Raw genomic sequence first — 16,143 nt, forward strand, 5'->3', positions numbered from 1 at the left:
ATGAGTAAAAGTGCCTAATTATATCCAGTTTTAAATATAATTATGAAGCCATCAGTTGCAGATAAAACTCCAATTCCAGCCAAAATCTGGAGGCGACACACCGATCCACCTCATTTGTGGATTTATTTGGCGATCGCTTCAGTCTCTCTGCACTTGTTAGTATTTTGGCTGATGCGCTCATCAAGTGCCTTTAATTTGTGGTTTCCTCAGCAAAGTCAATCTGCTATTCCCATTGAATTGATAGACATTGCTCCTCAAACAAAATCAACTACCAAATCACAATTAACAGCTAAGACAGTTTCACCAAAGCGACTATCCTCAATTCAAAAGTCTATACCAACACGAACTACACCAAAAAATCAAGATTTTGGTGCAATAAATTCCACCGATCGTCTCCAAATCAAGAGGAAAACTGAAGCCTCTCAAACTAATAAGCAACGCTTTGGGCAAAAGACGATTCCCAAGCCGATACCTAAACCTAAACCTATAGTTTCTCAAACTAATAAGCAACGCTTTCGGCAAAAGACAGTTCCTAAGCCGATACCTACAGCCATGCCTACACCTAAATCTACAGTTCCAGTCGGTAATCTACCTTGGAACCCGCGTCCAAAAATCCCACTGGGAAAGGAAACGCCACTACCAACAGGTATTCCATCAAAACAACCAGTGAAGGAGACTCCACCTACTCCGACTAGGGAAACTCCACCTACTCCTACTGGAAAAACTTCACCAATTTCAACTCAGGGAACATCGGTAGCAACAGTAACTACTATGTCGAGAGATGAAGTGAATAGCTTAATAAAAGCAGGAAGGTTGCGACAAGATGCTCCACCAGATAAGATTGCTGCATATCAGGGTAGCAAGACAAAACAACTAGACCCAAGTTTTCTGCCTCAGGATTTTGGTCTTAAGCCAGCAAAACTCTTGGCGAGCTTAGTAATCGATCGTAATGGCAAATTTCAACAGGCTTTTGTTCTAGAAATAGAACCAGCAACATTGCAAAGTGAAAAAAGCACCTATGAGCAAGTTCTCAACGAGATTTTCAAAACAGAAAACTTTTTGGCTGCTGAGAATAACGATGGCACTAAACCACCATTGAGCAATTTGGATGTCTGGATCAAAGTTGAACCTGCCAATTCCAAATAAATGCTTGAGTTTTCACTAAAGATGTGTTATCTTTATAAAGTTGGAGATTTGCGGGCGTAGTTTAGTGGTAAAACTATAGCCTTCCAAGCTATTAATGCGGGTTCGATTCCCGCCGCCCGCTTAGAATAAACCTTGAAAAACTTTATTTTCCAAAGGATAGTTAATTTATTAGTGCATAAGTTCTAGGTTATTGACTTTAATTGGAAAGTTCGTTTTATAGAAAAATTTATTTCAATGCCTACATTATTTTATATTGGGCGAAGCTTTTAGGCAAAATTCAACCAACTAAATATATCTGAAACTGTCAGTTGCCAACTTCCCAGAACAGGTAAAACAGGTAAGATGTCCGGTTTTTCTTTTACCTCTGGTAATTGATTCGGTTGAAAAACGGTAATTAATTGATCCTCGGTGTCAATAAAATAACCTAATTTCGCACCATTCTTAATGCAAAATGTAATTTTACGAATCACTTTATTTGGAGATTGTTCTCAAAGCCTCTCTCCTGAAAGGAGAGAGGCTTTGAGAGAGGTGAAAATGTATTGCATCCAAACGAGAAGCGCTATATCCCTCTTCTGTCACTTTCCGGTTATTCTAAATAAAAGAATAAAAAAAGAAAACCCTGAAAGGTAAGTAGGGCAATGGATGTAGAATTACAAATTTTGAAACATTTGGCAAGAGATGCTCACCCAACAGTTGCGACCATAGATGAATATTGTGCAGAGTATAAAGACCTGTTTAAAGAAGTAAGAAATTATGAATGCTTCAAATATTTACATCTGGGAATAATGTCACAAATTAAAAGAAAATCATTACCAGAGATAGCGAAAGTCGTAAGTATAAACTCCGCACAGTCATTACATCATTTTTTAGCTAATTCAGACTGGTCAGTAGATAAATTAAAACAACTAAGATTAAATAAACTTAAAAAAGCACTAAATGGAAATGCGATTACAGTAGTAATAGATGAAACCGGAGATAGAAAAAAAGGTAAAAAGACTGATTATGTAGCCAGGCAATATCTAGGAAGTGTAGGAAAAGTCGATAATGGAATAGTTTCAGTCAATGCCTATGGAGTTTATTCTAATATAACGTTTCCATTAACTGTAAAAGTATTCAAACCCAAAGGAACGTTAAAAGAGGAGGATAAATATAAAACTAAAATAGAGTTAGCGTCAGACATCATTACAGAATTAATTGAATCAGGTTTTAACATTAAACTGGTACTGGCAGATAGTTTATATGGTGAAAGTAGCCAATTTATTAGAAAAGTAGCTGAATATAAATTAGATTATGTCGTAGCAATAAGAAGTAATCATGGAGTCTGGTTGCCAGCAGGACAAAGCGTTAGGGCTAATAAGTGGTGTAAATTTGAAAGAACATTTAGCAATCAAAAATCAGAAACCCGATACATTAGGGAAATAATTTATGGTAAAAAAAGAGCCATAACTTACTGGGAAATAACTACTGACCCAGAAACCATGCCAGAAAATTCTACAACATTTGTGATGACAAATCTTCAAGGAAAACTCAAAAAAACTTTAGGCGATTTATATGGATTAAGAACCTGGGTAGAATATGGATTTCGACAGTGTAAACAGGAACTCGGCTGGACAGATTATCGGTTCACAAATTTTCAACATATAGAAAGGTGGTGGGAAATTATTTTTTGTGTGTACACAATGATTAGTTTAAATTCTCCAGCCTTCTTAAGCTTAAATAAATCTCGTCAAATTGAAGCTGAGGTTCAAAAAAATAGTGATGTTGATTTTTCTAATCATCAACAATGGAACCATGAATGCGGATGGAAAAATACTCTAAATAATCTGCGTCTCATTGCCCAACCACTCTTACTATTTTGGTTAATTTATCCCTGGATACATATTTTCCCAAATTCTAAATTATTGCTGGGATTCAATCAATTAATTAGTGCAATGAATCAATTTAAAACCTGTTATGCTTCTGGATAATTTCACTTTGTTACTACTTGCTTATCTCGGAGAGTGACAGAAGAGGGATATGGTGTGGTTAAAAGTTTAATGCCTAGGATTATTGACCCCTCCCGCGCTGTCGCACACTCTCACCTGAAAAAGGGAGCTTTGGGAGGGGTTAACATCACACTTATTTAGAAATCCTATAAGCAATGTCGAATATTTATCCAAATCTGCCGCTAACGTAATCTCTGGTGTCTTCTTGCTTAGGATTATTGAAGATTACTTCTGTGGAGTCGTACTCTACCATATAGCCGTTACGACTTCCTCCCTCAGTAGTCTTAACATTAAAGAAGGCTGTTTTATCAGAAACCCGCGCAGCTTGCTGCATGTTATGAGTGACGATAACAATCGTATATTGCTCTTTTAGTTCGTGAATGAGTTCTTCAACTCGTAAGGTAGAGATGGGGTCAAGAGCAGAGCAAGGTTCATCCATCAATATAACTTCTGGTTGGACTGCGATCGCTCTGGCAATACATAATCGCTGCTGTTGTCCACCCGATAAGGATGAGCCACTTTGTCTGAGTTTATCTTTGACTTCATCCCACAAGGCTGCTTGCCGCAGACTTCTTTCGACTAATTCATCCATGTTACCTTTGTAGCCGTTGATTTTAGCTCCAAAAGCAATATTGTCATAAATTGATTTAGGAAATGGGTTTGGTCTTTGAAACACCATTCCAATTCTCCGACGCACTTCTACAGGGTCAATGTCGGAAGCATACAAATTTTTATCATAAAATAATATCTTACCTTCTGCCCGAAATGACTCAATCAGGTCATTAAGGCGGTTATAGCATCGCAACAATGTACTTTTACCGCAACCAGAAGGACCGATAAAAGCTGTCACCTTATTTTTCGGTATCTCTAGCCAGATATTTTGCAAGGCTAAAAACTTGCCGTAATAAATATTGAGATTTTCTGTGCGTAAAACCGTTTCAGTGTTGTTCGCTGTGCTAATATTACTAGCCATAAATTCAGTGTGGTATTTGTTTTAGGGATGAAAATCCGCTCTGTAAATGCTAAAAACTAAGCTTTTTTGCGAGTTGCCCAGCGAGCGATGATACTTGTGATCAAAACCATCAATACCAGAATCAAAGATGCTGCCCAAGCTAGTGATTGCCAATTTTTAAACGGAGAAATGGCGTACTTGTAAACTAAAACAGCTAGGGAAGCTGTCGGTTGGAATAAACCATCAGGCCAAAAGTTGGAAAACAGAGCGGTAAATAGTAAAGGTGCAGTTTCTCCAGCTGCTCTGGCGATCGCTAGGGTTGCTCCAGTTACAATTGCTGGTAAGGCTGCGGGCAAAACTACTTGTGTTACCGTTTGAAAGTTAGTCGCTCCTAACCCTACAGATGCTTGTCGCAAATCTTGGGATACTAACTGTAAGGCTTCATCAGTAGTTCGCACAATAATTGGCAACATTAAAATTGCCAGCGCCACCCCTCCACCAATAGCTGAATATGAGCCTAAGTTCAGCTTGACTAGTGTCAAAACTACAATTCCATAGGCAAATACCCCAGCAATAATCGAGGGAACACCACTGAGGACGTTAGCTGCAAAACGTACCCATCGAGCTACTTGAGCTGAACTAAATTCTGTGATGTAAATTGCTGCTAGAACACCAAATGGAATACTAATCAGGGCAGCAATTCCCACCATTATTAGTGTGCCCAAAATTGCATTACCAAAACCTCCTCCTTGTTGTAGAGCTTTGGGTGGCAGTTCAAAAAATAGGCTGGGACTCAAACTGCCAAAACCTCGAATAATGACGTAGGAAAGCACTGCTAGCAAAGGCACAAGTGCCAATATTCCGCAGATAAATGCGACTACAGTCATTACTGTATTAAACAGTGTCCTTTGAGACATGGGAGCGCGAGTTAAACTGCGCTCTGGAAAATTAGAAGTCATAATTTAACCCAAAACCACGCTAGATTCGTTTAACTCGAATAACAATCAACTCTGCCAGGATATTGACTACTAGCGTCAAAAAGAATAGAACTAAAGCAGCGTACATTAAAGCTGCAACCTGCAAACCACTGGCTTCGGAAAATTGATTTGCCAGTAGAGAAGAAATCGTATTGGCTGGTGCTAGCAGAGAGATACTAATATTGTTAGAATTACCAATCAACATGGTTACAGCCATTGTTTCTCCCATTGACCGGCCGAGTCCTAACATCACAGCACTAACTATGCCCGAAAATGCTGCTGGAATGAGAATTTGCAAAATAGTTTCCCAGCGAGTTGCTCCTAGTCCTATAGAAGCTTGGCGCAAACTAGGGGGTACAGAAATCAAAGCATCACGGGATAAGGCTGTGATGATGGGCAAAGTCATAATTGCTAAAATGACTCCTGCCGGCAACATTCCTGGTCCTGTGGGAGAGGTGCTAAAAAATGGCACCCACCCAAAGTAAGTATTGAGCCATTTTCCTAAGTTCGTTAAAATGGGCACTAAAACAAAAATACCCCAGACGCCATAGACAACACTAGGAATAGCTGCCAGTAGTTCTACTGCGAAAACTAGTACCAACTTCACCTTTGCAGGTAAAAAATCCTCGCTCAGTAGAACAGCAGTACCAACCCCAATTGGTACTGCTATTAGCAGACCAATAAATGAACTCAAGAGAGTTCCATAAACTTGAGGTAATACCCCGTAGCTATCATTAACCGGGTTCCAAGTTGTACTGGCTAAAAAGGTAGCTCCATACTTTTGGATGGCAGGCCAAGCCCCTATTGCAACCTGGGAGCCGATCCATAATAAAGTAGCAGCAACCCCAAAGGCGAAAATTTTAGTCAGCCAAATAAAACTCCGATCCAGAGATTTTTCTACATCAGAGCGATTTTTGATCGCGGATGACAGATTTGGAGAATTTGTAGTCATGAATACCGACTATCACGATTAAATCAGAGAAAAATGTGGGAGGCAACCAGATTGGTAAATTTGTCGCCTCATAATTTTTTGAAATTAAGAAATTAGTAACTCAGAATCTCCAAGTTACAAATGCTATACAAAGTACAAGTCTGTTTACCTTTGACTTGTTTGTAGCTATTTGGTAGCACTAGCACCACTGCCAACAGAGATTTTATACTCTGGACTAATTTCATCGGCAGCAGCAGCAACCTTTGTAATGACGTTTTGGGGTAAAGGAATATACCCTAGTGCAGTAGCCTGTTTCTGACCATCAGTTAAAGCGTATTCGATCGCAGCTTCCACAGCCTTGGCTTTTGCCGCATCAGGATATTTCTTATAAGCCAAAATCCAGGTGTAAGTAACGATGGGATAGGAATCAGCTCCTTCTGGGTCGGAAATAAAAGCCCGGAGGTCTGCTGGTAGAGTTACTGATTCTAGAGTTTTGGAGGCTGATTCTTCACTAGGTACAATAAATTTACCGCCTTTGTTTTCTAGGGCAGCAAACTTGAGACTGTTTTGTTTGGCATAGCCGTACTCGACATAACCAATAGAACCTTGAGTTTGTTGAATTTGGGCAGTAACACCCTCATTTCCCTTAGCACCAACTCCGGTAGGCCAATTAACAGTTTTACCATCGCCAACCTTGGTCTTCCATTCGGGGCTGATAGCACTAAGGTGTTTTGTGAACACACCTGTGGTTCCGCTACCATCAGAACGATAAACAACTGTGATTGGCTGTTTAGGAAGCTTTGCGCCTGGGTTAGCCTTGGCAATTTGGGCGTCATCCCAAGACTTGATTTTGCCTAATAAAATGTCAGCATAAACTGCCCGTGGCAGCTTTAGTTCTGCAACATCTGGCAAATTATAAGCCAGTACGATGCTACCAGCAGTCACGGGTAGTAAAACAACACCCTTCTCCGCTGGAACCTTTTTAATTTCTTCATCCTTCATGGCAACATCGCTGGCACCAAAATCTACAGTGCCTTTGATAAATTGCTCAACTCCAGCACCGCTACCAACTGACGCATAGTCAACTTGCAGATTTGGATATTTTTTGTTCAAATCTGTGAACCATGTATCATAAAGTGGTGCAGGGAAAGTCGCACCAGCACCGCTTAACTTGACATTTCCACCAAGATCTAGTTTGGCTGGGCTAGAAGCAGTAGTATCTGTAGCTGTACCAGAAGGAGTTTCCTTAGTGGTTGTATTATCTGAGGTTTGCTGTCCGCCACAAGCAGATAGGCTGATTGTCAGTGCTAACACTGAAATTAAACCTGTGATGCGATAAGTTTTTGTTACACCAATACGTGAAAGCATTGCTATTAATTTTTAGGAACTTTCCAGGTGAGCGATTCTAACATACTTCTAAAAGGACAAGGTTTAGGTAAACAATAGGTTAACAAAGTGAAAAATATATGTTTTTTTTCGATAAAGAGTAAATGCTTGTTTCTCATTATCCTTGATAAATTTGATACATCTATTCCTTTTTGTCTTACTAGATAAGACTATTTTTTTTAATTTTATACATTTAGAAAACTTGATTACTAGGATAGCTTGTTGAAGAAACCATGAAAAAAATATAAATAAATCAAGATATATGGTATAGTAGGAAGCTTGTAAATTTATTTAGGCGAGATGTTTGCACATCCTAGCCCGAGCAAACCTAAAGGTAATGAATTAAATAAATTCAGTGACATGAGAAAACAGAGTCAGATAAACAATAGATTCCATATCTATGGAAAATTAGGTGGAGCGATCGCTAAACAAAACTGATTCATTAAATTATCTCAAATACTTGAAATCTGACTGAAAGAGACGGACGAGGAAACAGTATAAATACTAAATTGACTGATAGTAATTTTACCAGCTGCCAGATAAAAATCCAGAATCAGACCACACATTGTTCAAGTAAATCAGACAGATAGATACGTAAGCTAATTTGGAGAACTAAAAAATTACATCCCAAAAAGGCAAAAGAAAATATGCTAGTTCTGAAAGTGTCAGCAGAGATTTAATTTCAATATTAATGAATAGACTTCTTGCAGAAGTCGGGAAAAGGGGAAGGTGGGGTCCCAAGAAGGGGATAAGGGGCGGGGGAAAGGGGGAAAGGTTTTGTATTTTCCCCTTCCCCTTTCAATACTTTTCGGGTTTTGGGGGAAAGGGGAAAGGGAAAGGGTTTGAATTTCCCTTTCCCCATTACCCTTTAACCTTTCCCCAGACCAAAAGAGAGATTATTGGGTTTAACCGAAAAGTATTGCTTCCCCTTTAACCTTTTCCCCAAACCCACCTCTTGCAAAAAGCACTTTTGCAAGAGGTCTAATATACTGGTTGCTATTGGTTTTCTCTTTTGCCTTTCCCTGGTTAGCTGATAAATGTTTGCTGCTTCCAATCAATTACTATGGTCTATGATTGGCTTACTCCTGACAATGGGTGGCACCTTCTTAGAAGCTTATGGCATCACCTCACCTTGGAGTTGGAGTCAGCACGGAATTCAGACTTTTTCTTTAGGTGTCACTTTTCAAATTGGCGCAGTATTGCTGGTGGGTTGTTTAGGGGGCAAAAATGCTGGTGCGCTCTCACAAATTGCTTACTTGGTTATGGGTTTAACCTTATTACCAGTATTTGCCGATGGCGGCGGTATTGGTTATGTGAAGTTATCTCAGTTTGGCTATCTATTAGGCTTTATTCCTGGAGCTTGGATTTGTGGATTTTTCGCCTTTAAAGCTAGACCTCGACTAGAAACTTTAGGCTTTAGTTGCGTCTGTGGCTTGTTAACTCTCCACATATGCGGTATTACTTATTTGATTATTAGCTATCTTTTTCAGTGGAAAGGTTTAGAAAATCTACCTTTGATGCAAGCAATTCTTAGATACTCGTGGTTTGCACTACCAGGGCAGCTAGCTGTAGTCTGTGCCGTGACTGTAATAGCATATGTATTGCGTCACTTAATGTTTTATTAGCATTGTCATTTGTCCTTTGTCATTCGTCAAAAACTAATGACTAATGACCAATGACTACTGACCAATGACCAATGACCAATGACTAATTCGCCATGCGTTTAAAAAATCGCCTTTTCTGGATTGGTGGCTTCATAGCTTTTTTCCTAGACCAAATAACAAAATACTGGGTGGTACAAACCTTCAGGTTGGATCAAACACTACCGCTATTACCTGGGGTATTTCACCTCACCTATGTTACTAACACGGGTGCGGCTTTTAGTTTATTAAGTGGGAAAGTAGAGTGGTTGCGTTGGTTATCTCTAGGAGTAAGTTTAGTTTTGATAGCACTGGCGTTGTTTGGCCCAATGTTAAATCTGTGGGATCAGCTAGGCTATGGCTTTATTTTAGGTGGAGCTATGGGCAATGGTATCGATCGCTTTGTTTTAGGCTATGTCGTTGATTTTCTAGATTTTCGTCTGATTAATTTTGCTGTATTTAATGTGGCAGATTCATTTATTAGTATCGGTATTGTTTGTCTGGTAATTGCCTCTTTCCAAAAAACACCCAGTTCTACTGGTAGGCCGCAGTGAAAAAGGCATAGGGTATTGGGCATTTGTTATTAGACTTCTTGCAGAAGTCGGGAAAAGGGGAAGGGGAAAGGGGGAAAGGTTTTGTATTTTCCCCCGCCCCTTATCCCCTTCTTGGGACCCCACCTTCCCCTTTAACCTTTTCCCCAAACCCACCTCTTGCAAAAAGCACTTTTGCAAGAGGTCTATTCTCTGTGCCCCCTTCCCCAATCCCCAGCGTAGCCTCTTAAGGACTTAAAAACTATTAAGCCTGGGATGATGAATCCCAGGCTATTAATTACTCAAACAGTTTCTCAGTCACATATGCCAAGACTCGATCTATTGTGTTTGAGTCATTTAGATTTTTATCCTACATCACTATCATAAATGGTGTAGGATGTCAAGATACACGGCGATCGCTGAACAAAATGGTATTGAAATTATACCTCAGCTTTGAATTTAATTACCAGTACTAGGAGTAGTTGGTGAAGCAGAGCCAGGAGTTGAACTAGGAGAACTAGGAGTTGGTTCAGTAGTACTGCCAGGAGTGCCAGACTCAGGTGGGGTAACACTTCCTGGTGCTGGAGTTATATTACTAGGAGCGCCTGGTTCAGGTGGGGTAACGCTTCCTGGTGCAGTAGGACTGCCAGGAGTGCCAGATTCAGGTGGGGTAACGCTTCCTGGTGCTGGAGTTATATTACTAGGAGCGCCAGATCCGGGAGGAGTCATGGTTCCTGGTGCTGGAGTTATATTGCTAGGAGCGCCAGATCCGGGAGGAGTCATGGTTCCTGGTGCTGGAGTTATATTGCTAGGAGTGCCAGATTCAGGTGGGGTGACGCTTGGTGTGGTTGTGCTATCAGGAGTCGTGGTACTCGATGGCGTGGTTTCTGCTGGAACTGTAGTGCCACCAGGAGCGCCAGGATTGGCTGCTGTACCACCAGGACAGCGTGAGTTAAGGGGGAAATACTCGCACAGAATTTTCATTCCTTCTGGCGACATCTTGATTTCCGTTGGTGAACTAGTGGATGAGTCGCTACTGGATTGCGCTATGGGGGATTTACTGGATTCGGCTACAGCAATATTAGTGGTAAGTGCCAAAGATAGAGCTGTACCAATCAGGGTCAGAGATTTTCCCATCATTCTGAAATTAACCTCAACGGAACACTCGCACTATTAAAACAGACAATAGAATTTAGAAAATCTTCCTAAATGAAGATATTTAGGTTTGTTTCAAAATATATGGATATGTAAAAGCGGTAAAAAATAAATCTCTTGTTTATGGAGTAGTAGTGTTGAATAATACAACTAAAAAATACTGTTTCTAGTTATTGCAATAGTAAAAGTAGATAAAATAAGCATCTGAAGGAATGGATAAAAAATTATGTTTTTGTAAAAGAGCGATAAAAATCACAACTTACTTCTAGTCATCAAATATATTTAAGTATAAGATGAATCCAAAAAATCATATAGCCAATTTATCCTTTGGCTTATGAGTAAAATGATGAAAGATTAGCACCTAATTGTAATTCACCTGAATTCTTCACTCAAAAGTGTGATGTGAATAGCCGATGAGTTCTCCCCAACCCCCTCACAAGCCACAAACGTTACTAGGTCAACTGACTCAAGCAGTACATACGATTCAAGCTAGGGTCGATTTCTCAAAATTGGCGCTCAAGCCTAATGCCAAGGTACCGGAACTCTGGGTGCAAGATGCGGGGGCGGATAAAGCAGAGGTCTATCCACTGTTGGGCGATCGCTATATGCTAGGTCGTAGCTCCAAATCCTGCGATATCGTCATCCGTAACCCTGTTGTCAGCCAAATTCATCTGTCGTTATCGCGGAATTCGACTCAACGCACACCAGTTTTCATCATCAAAGACGAAAACTCCACCAATGGCATTTATCGTGGCAAGCGTCGTGTCAATTCCCTAGAACTACGTCACGGTGATATTTTCACCTTGGGACCACCAGAACTTGCTGCTTCTGTGCGATTGCAATACGTTGACCCACCACCGTGGTATGTGAAAGCCGCAACTTGGACAGGTTATGGTATCGGCGGTGTCACTGGTTTGTTAGCGTTAGTAATTGGTGTCGAATGGCTAAAATTTTCCGTCAGACCCCTACCTACAGCTACACGCGCTCCAGTTGTGGTTTACGCGCGTGATGGAAGCACTCCCCTGAGAGAGCCTCGGACTACCTCGCACGTGGATATGAAGCGATTAGACGAATTTGGCCCTTATTTACCTGCGGCCGTGGTAGCTTCAGAAGATAGCCGTTATTATTGGCACTTTGGGGTTGACCCATTAGGAATTTTGCGAGCCGTGTTGATCAATAGCCGCAGTGGAGATGTGCAACAAGGAGCCAGCACTGTTACCCAGCAAGTTGCCCGTAGTTTGTTCCGTGAGTATGTAGGTAGACAAGATAGTCTGGGACGTAAATTACGTGAGGCAATTGTTGCCCTGAAGCTAGAAACCTTTTACAGCAAAGATGAAATTTTGCTGATGTATTTAAATCGGGTGTTTTTGGGCGGGGACACCTCTGGCTTTGAGGATGCAGCGAAGTATTACTTTGAAAAGCCAGCTAAAGATTTAAGTTTGGCAGAAGCTGCAACATTGGTGGGAATTTTACCAGCCCCCAACGCTTTCGATTTTTGTGGGAATGGACCAAATAAGCTCGAAGCCGCTGAATACCGCAATCGCGTAATTAAACGGTTGCTGGAGATGGGCAAAATCAAAGCAGAAGATGCGAATCGAGCCAGACGTTCCACCGTCCAAATTAGTCCAAAAGTTTGCGAACAGCAAGCCAAAACCATTGCTCCTTATTTTTACAATTATGTTTTCTCTGAGTTGGAATCAATTTTAGGGGAGGGAGCAGCAAGAGAAGGGAACTATATCATTGAAACCCAGCTCGATCCAACCTTTCAAAGCCAAGCAGAAGCAGCATTGCGTAATTCGGTCAATAATAGTGGTGGATCTTTTAACTTTTCTCAAGGCGGAGTAGTCACCCTTGACTCTAGTACTGGTAGTATCCTGGCAATGGTAGGCGGGACTGATTACAAAAAAAGTCAGTTCAATCGTGTAACTCAAGCTAAAAGACAACCAGGTTCCACGTTCAAAATCTTCACTTACACTGCCGCAATCCAACAAGGGATTTCACCATCTAAAAATTATTCCTGCGCTCCTTTAACTTGGCAAGGCTTCACCTACAAACCTTGTCGTTCGAGTGCCGGCAGTTTAGATATTGCTACAGGGCTAGCTCTTTCAGAAAACCCTATTGCCTTGGGAGTTGCCAAAGAAATTGGGCTAGATAAAGTAGTGGCCATGGCCCAGCGTTTGGGGGTAAAGTCCCCCCTCGATCCAGTTCCTGGCTTGGTACTGGGTCAAAGTGTGGTAAATGTTTTGGAAATGACTGGTGCTTTTGGCGCTCTTAGCAATCGTGGGGTGTGGAATCCTCCCCATGCCATTAGTCGTATTTTAGACAGTGGCGATTGCCGCGATCGCAACGATCTAAAAACTTGCCGTGTAATTTACTCCTTCGACCAAGATCCAGACGCCAACAAACGAGTTTTATCAAATGGTGTCGCTGATGAAATGACAAGTTTAATGCGCGGTGTCATCACCAGAGGTACTGGTCGAAGTGCTGCCTTGGGACTAGGGGAAGCGGGTAAAACAGGCACGACTGATAAAAACGTTGACTTATGGTTTATCGGTTTTATACCCAGTCGGCGACTTGTAACTGGTGTTTGGCTGGGAAACGATAACAATTCCCCCACATCTGGTAGCAGCGCTCAAGCCGCTCAGTTATGGGGAAATTATATGCGGCGGGTTACAAGGTGAATTTGGGAGTGGGGAGTGGGGAGTGGGGACTATATGATTAGAGGTAGAAGATGACTAGCAAAGAATTATTAATCCAAGAAATAGAAACTTTACCACCAGAATTGTTAACAGAAGCACTTAAGGTTATCAGGAGAATCTTTATCTAAATAAGGCTTTTAGCTTAACTCGGTTTTCTCTTCCGATTATACTCATACCCCGGAATAAGGAATAGAGAATTGGGAATAGCAGCAACTTAATTCTCTTCTCCATGCCCCTCAGGAGTGGTGAGTGCTGAGTTAGGAGTTAGGAGTTAGGAGTTTTGTTTATCCCCCTCATCTCCCTCATCCTCCTCATCTCCCCATACTTCGAATTCACTCAGTACAAGTTCCCCAGTCCCCAATTACTGATATCCCTGCCAAGGAGTGACTTCTAATTTGCCATTAGGCTGGAATATTAGTTGAAAATGGGCAAGAGGTTCTTTGTTACTGGGGGCTGCTACATTAGAACCGTGGATAGCATTGAATATATTGGGAAGTGGTGTTTCCCGGAAATAATCAAAGGCGACTTGGTTGAGTGGTTCATAGTCAGCAATCACACCATCTTTGTTGACTGCTACCCGATATTTCAAATCTCGCGTAAAGGTGGGGGTGCCACTCCAAGCTTGACGAACTGTATTATAAAGTTTTTGATTTAAACCTTTGACTATCTTAGAGTCAGTAATTTTTGTACCTAATACCTCTGGCGTTCTCGCATATCCGCGCCAAGGACTAACTTGTAGTACGCCTTGTGTAGTAAATACGACTCGAAATTGCGCGATGGGTTCATTGGAAATAGGAGCGCGGTTAGCTGGATTGTAAAGTAAGTTAGGCAGAGGAGTTTGCCCTACTCCTTGATTAGCTTCTTTATTGACTGCCTTATAACCAACGATCGCTCCATCCGCAGCTACACCTAGACGATAGATCAAATCCTGCTCTAATCCTGAGCGCTTATTCCAAGCTGGATGAATTTGGTTATAAACTTGGCGATTTAATGAACGCAGTTGCGATGGATCGGTAATTTCCGGAACTGTATTTAAAAGTGTTTCTAAATCTTTAACTGCTGGCTTGGCATTAGTTGTAGGCGTCGATGTAGGAGTTTCAGCAACTATGGGCGTTGCAGCCGATGTGGAAGTTGGAGCCGCTGATGCTGAAGGAGTGAGGCTCTTTGTTGTCGAGCTACTTTGCTCCTCTGGCTTGGGCTGCGGTGGATGGATTTGGGGAGGTGGAATAAAGTTAAAAGCGATCGCTGCAACTGCTAAACTTGATACTCCCACAGCAGCCGGAACTGACTGCCTGATTAAAGCCTGACTAGCACCGCCATAACGTCTGGTAACTGGTTGTAGTTCTAAGGAAAGTTCTGGTAAAGTTTGGCTATCAGCAAAAAACTGATCTACGGCTTCCACCAAATCAAACAACTGCACCGTATTTAAATCTATTTCAATTGGCGGACGTTTGGAATTCTTAGAGTGAGACTCGAAACCCTCTGGCGCACCTTCTGAATGTATGATTAGCCTGTGTCGGTTGCTATCAATTTTCTGAAATTCTACTAGCTCCGATTCCTGGTTGTGTGCTTGGGGATTGGGTACACTACTTAAAAACTCTTGGGCATAGCCACTAACGGCCCTCACCAAACTTTCAAAAAACTCCCGCCCTCCCGTTAAGGGTTGATTATATCCAGATAAATAGCATTCTGCATTTACCAATATAGATAATTCTGGGCGCAGTTCTTGGAACTGTGCAACCTTAGTAACATCACTTAACCCTTCTAAAAGAAGTGTACAATTAGGTAGACTGTACTTACGTTGAATATTCATTCTACTTCACCGTCAAAAAGACTAATCCAGAATCGCTGCATTCCAGCTGTACCAGTACAAAATAGTAATTGTCCTAACAAATTTATCGCTAGTTCATCTAATTTTTGATCGGAAGTTAATGCAAGTACACCAGAACGTCGGGAATTCATCCGGCTCTTAAAATGCACTCTAAATCGCTCTAGGTAATTAGATAGCCGCAAATTCTGTTCTAGTGGGATCTGTTTTTCTTCCATTTGTTGACAGATCATTAATAACTGACGGATCACAACAGTTAAACGACGGGCTATGTAACAAGCAATAACTACCAAAGCTTTTGCTTCCATAATAGTTAGAGGACGGCGCATGTGCGCTCTTCGTAGTGGATTAGAGCTACGCATCCGCCATAAATTCACCCTATCTTTAACAATCCCTTTAAGATCCAACTCTTGGGCAAAAGACAAGATTGCTTCAGAACCACCAAGCTCTAAAGCTTCAATTGCGAGTAAAATTAGGTCAATTTGCAACCTGGTTCTTCGTGGGCATGTTTGTCCGGCGATCGCAGGATCTGGTAAAGTGTCCAGAATCATTGGCAGTGAGTCTTGAGTTGGGCTTTTGAACGGCGTTAAACTTGCAGAGACATTCATTCTATAAAATACCTTGTGCGCTGACGACAGACTAGGTAAAACAAATTTAAGATAGGTAGCCAAGACTTGAACATTAGGCTTGTGGCAATAGTATGACTACCTGATATATACATTATTTAGCTCTTTCTACTCAAAGGATTCCCTATATTGAATTCAAAGTTTTAAAACATAACCTAATTCACCTCATTTATTTACTGCAATACCTTTTCTAGCTTGATTTAAATTCTAATTATCGTCAATCAAAGGTTAACCCTCAGCCTCTCTGCCCAGCGTATGACATTATAGTGTACGATTTTTCAGGTATCT

Annotated in this window: 13 protein-coding genes and 1 tRNA gene; 6 read left to right on the top strand and 8 right to left on the bottom strand. The window is 41.2% G+C overall.

Annotation, left to right across the window (positions count from 1 at the left end):
- The first annotated feature begins 42 nt into the window (after nucleotides 1-42).
- Together ACFG4S_RS22405 and ACFG4S_RS22410 are read left to right on the top strand one after the other, a co-directional pair.
- Nucleotides 43-1,146 carry a hypothetical protein gene (locus ACFG4S_RS22405; protein ID WP_392531198.1) on the top strand — a complete coding sequence of 368 codons (1,104 nt, stop codon included), beginning with the start codon at nucleotides 43-45 and terminating at the stop codon, nucleotides 1,144-1,146.
- Between the two features lie 50 nt (nucleotides 1,147-1,196).
- Nucleotides 1,197-1,267: transfer RNA gene (locus ACFG4S_RS22410), tRNA-Gly, on the top strand.
- A 145-nt stretch (nucleotides 1,268-1,412) separates the two neighbouring features.
- On the opposite strand, the gene ACFG4S_RS22415 is transcribed toward ACFG4S_RS22410, so the two are convergent.
- On the bottom strand, nucleotides 1,413-1,616 hold the full coding sequence (locus ACFG4S_RS22415) for a hypothetical protein (RefSeq protein WP_392531199.1): 204 nt from the start codon (nucleotides 1,614-1,616) through the stop codon (nucleotides 1,413-1,415).
- A gap of 168 nt (nucleotides 1,617-1,784) precedes the next feature.
- Between ACFG4S_RS22415 and ACFG4S_RS22420 the strand changes: the two genes are divergently transcribed.
- Complete coding sequence (locus ACFG4S_RS22420) at nucleotides 1,785-3,113, top strand: IS701 family transposase (RefSeq protein WP_392530294.1); 1,329 nt, start codon at nucleotides 1,785-1,787, stop codon at nucleotides 3,111-3,113.
- A gap of 184 nt (nucleotides 3,114-3,297) precedes the next feature.
- Here the strand turns inward: ACFG4S_RS22420 and pstB are convergent, their stop codons facing one another.
- The 4 genes from pstB to pstS form a co-directional block, all read right to left on the bottom strand.
- Entirely contained in the window at nucleotides 3,298-4,104 is an 807-nt protein-coding gene (pstB, locus tag ACFG4S_RS22425; RefSeq protein WP_392531200.1) for a phosphate ABC transporter ATP-binding protein PstB, read from the bottom strand.
- Nucleotides 4,105-4,160: 56 nt separating this feature from the next.
- Nucleotides 4,161-5,042, bottom strand: a complete 882-nt coding sequence (gene pstA, locus ACFG4S_RS22430; protein ID WP_392531201.1) for a phosphate ABC transporter permease PstA — start codon at nucleotides 5,040-5,042, stop codon at nucleotides 4,161-4,163.
- Nucleotides 5,043-5,061: 19 nt separating this feature from the next.
- Nucleotides 5,062-6,012, bottom strand: a complete 951-nt coding sequence (gene pstC / locus ACFG4S_RS22435; protein ID WP_392531202.1) for a phosphate ABC transporter permease subunit PstC — start codon at nucleotides 6,010-6,012, stop codon at nucleotides 5,062-5,064.
- A gap of 165 nt (nucleotides 6,013-6,177) precedes the next feature.
- Nucleotides 6,178-7,359, bottom strand: a complete 1,182-nt coding sequence (gene pstS / locus ACFG4S_RS22440; RefSeq protein ID WP_392531203.1) for a phosphate ABC transporter substrate-binding protein PstS — start codon at nucleotides 7,357-7,359, stop codon at nucleotides 6,178-6,180.
- 1,055 nt (nucleotides 7,360-8,414) lie between these two features.
- Between pstS and ACFG4S_RS22445 the strand changes: the two genes are divergently transcribed.
- Together ACFG4S_RS22445 and lspA are read left to right on the top strand one after the other, a co-directional pair.
- Nucleotides 8,415-9,002 (top strand): biotin transporter BioY, encoded by a 588-nt coding sequence (locus ACFG4S_RS22445; RefSeq protein WP_392531204.1) that lies wholly within the window; start codon nucleotides 8,415-8,417, stop codon nucleotides 9,000-9,002.
- A 92-nt stretch (nucleotides 9,003-9,094) separates the two neighbouring features.
- Nucleotides 9,095-9,571 carry a signal peptidase II gene (lspA, locus tag ACFG4S_RS22450; RefSeq protein WP_392531205.1) on the top strand — a complete coding sequence of 159 codons (477 nt, stop codon included), beginning with the start codon at nucleotides 9,095-9,097 and terminating at the stop codon, nucleotides 9,569-9,571.
- A gap of 435 nt (nucleotides 9,572-10,006) precedes the next feature.
- On the opposite strand, the gene ACFG4S_RS22455 is transcribed toward lspA, so the two are convergent.
- Nucleotides 10,007-10,687 (bottom strand): hypothetical protein, encoded by a 681-nt coding sequence (locus ACFG4S_RS22455; protein WP_392531206.1) that lies wholly within the window; start codon nucleotides 10,685-10,687, stop codon nucleotides 10,007-10,009.
- Between the two features lie 428 nt (nucleotides 10,688-11,115).
- On the opposite strand from ACFG4S_RS22455, the gene ACFG4S_RS22460 reads away from it, so the two are divergent.
- Nucleotides 11,116-13,383, top strand: coding sequence for a transglycosylase domain-containing protein (locus ACFG4S_RS22460; protein ID WP_392531207.1), 2,268 nt, complete (start codon nucleotides 11,116-11,118; stop codon nucleotides 13,381-13,383).
- A gap of 379 nt (nucleotides 13,384-13,762) precedes the next feature.
- Here the strand turns inward: ACFG4S_RS22460 and ACFG4S_RS22465 are convergent, their stop codons facing one another.
- Together ACFG4S_RS22465 and ACFG4S_RS22470 are read right to left on the bottom strand one after the other, a co-directional pair.
- Nucleotides 13,763-15,214 (bottom strand): DUF4335 domain-containing protein, encoded by a 1,452-nt coding sequence (locus ACFG4S_RS22465; RefSeq protein ID WP_392531208.1) that lies wholly within the window; start codon nucleotides 15,212-15,214, stop codon nucleotides 13,763-13,765.
- Nucleotides 15,211-15,837 (bottom strand): DUF3038 domain-containing protein, encoded by a 627-nt coding sequence (locus ACFG4S_RS22470; RefSeq protein ID WP_392531209.1) that lies wholly within the window; start codon nucleotides 15,835-15,837, stop codon nucleotides 15,211-15,213. The genes ACFG4S_RS22465 and ACFG4S_RS22470 overlap by 4 nt, the downstream gene beginning before the upstream one ends.
- Nucleotides 15,838-16,143 lie beyond the last annotated feature (306 nt).

This window comes from Nostoc sp. C117, assembly GCF_043099735.1.
Taxonomy (GTDB): domain Bacteria; phylum Cyanobacteriota; class Cyanobacteriia; order Cyanobacteriales; family Nostocaceae; genus Nostoc.

Excerpts from the sequence above, each read along its gene's own strand:
- ACFG4S_RS22405 (WP_392531198.1), top strand. The coding sequence starts at position 43 with ATGAAGCCATCAGTTGCAGATAAAACTCCAATTCCAGCCAAAATCTGG.
- ACFG4S_RS22420 (WP_392530294.1), top strand. The coding sequence starts at position 1,785 with ATGGATGTAGAATTACAAATTTTGAAACATTTGGCAAGAGATGCTCAC.
- pstB (WP_392531200.1), bottom strand. The coding sequence starts at position 4,104 with ATGGCTAGTAATATTAGCACAGCGAACAACACTGAAACGGTTTTACGC.
- pstA (WP_392531201.1), bottom strand. The coding sequence starts at position 5,042 with ATGACTTCTAATTTTCCAGAGCGCAGTTTAACTCGCGCTCCCATGTCT.
- pstC (WP_392531202.1), bottom strand. The coding sequence starts at position 6,012 with ATGACTACAAATTCTCCAAATCTGTCATCCGCGATCAAAAATCGCTCT.
- pstS (WP_392531203.1), bottom strand. The coding sequence starts at position 7,359 with ATGCTTTCACGTATTGGTGTAACAAAAACTTATCGCATCACAGGTTTA.
- ACFG4S_RS22445 (WP_392531204.1), top strand. The coding sequence starts at position 8,415 with ATGTTTGCTGCTTCCAATCAATTACTATGGTCTATGATTGGCTTACTC.
- lspA (WP_392531205.1), top strand. The coding sequence starts at position 9,095 with ATGCGTTTAAAAAATCGCCTTTTCTGGATTGGTGGCTTCATAGCTTTT.
- ACFG4S_RS22455 (WP_392531206.1), bottom strand. The coding sequence starts at position 10,687 with ATGATGGGAAAATCTCTGACCCTGATTGGTACAGCTCTATCTTTGGCA.
- ACFG4S_RS22460 (WP_392531207.1), top strand. The coding sequence starts at position 11,116 with ATGAGTTCTCCCCAACCCCCTCACAAGCCACAAACGTTACTAGGTCAA.
- ACFG4S_RS22465 (WP_392531208.1), bottom strand. The coding sequence starts at position 15,214 with ATGAATATTCAACGTAAGTACAGTCTACCTAATTGTACACTTCTTTTA.
- ACFG4S_RS22470 (WP_392531209.1), bottom strand. The coding sequence starts at position 15,837 with ATGAATGTCTCTGCAAGTTTAACGCCGTTCAAAAGCCCAACTCAAGAC.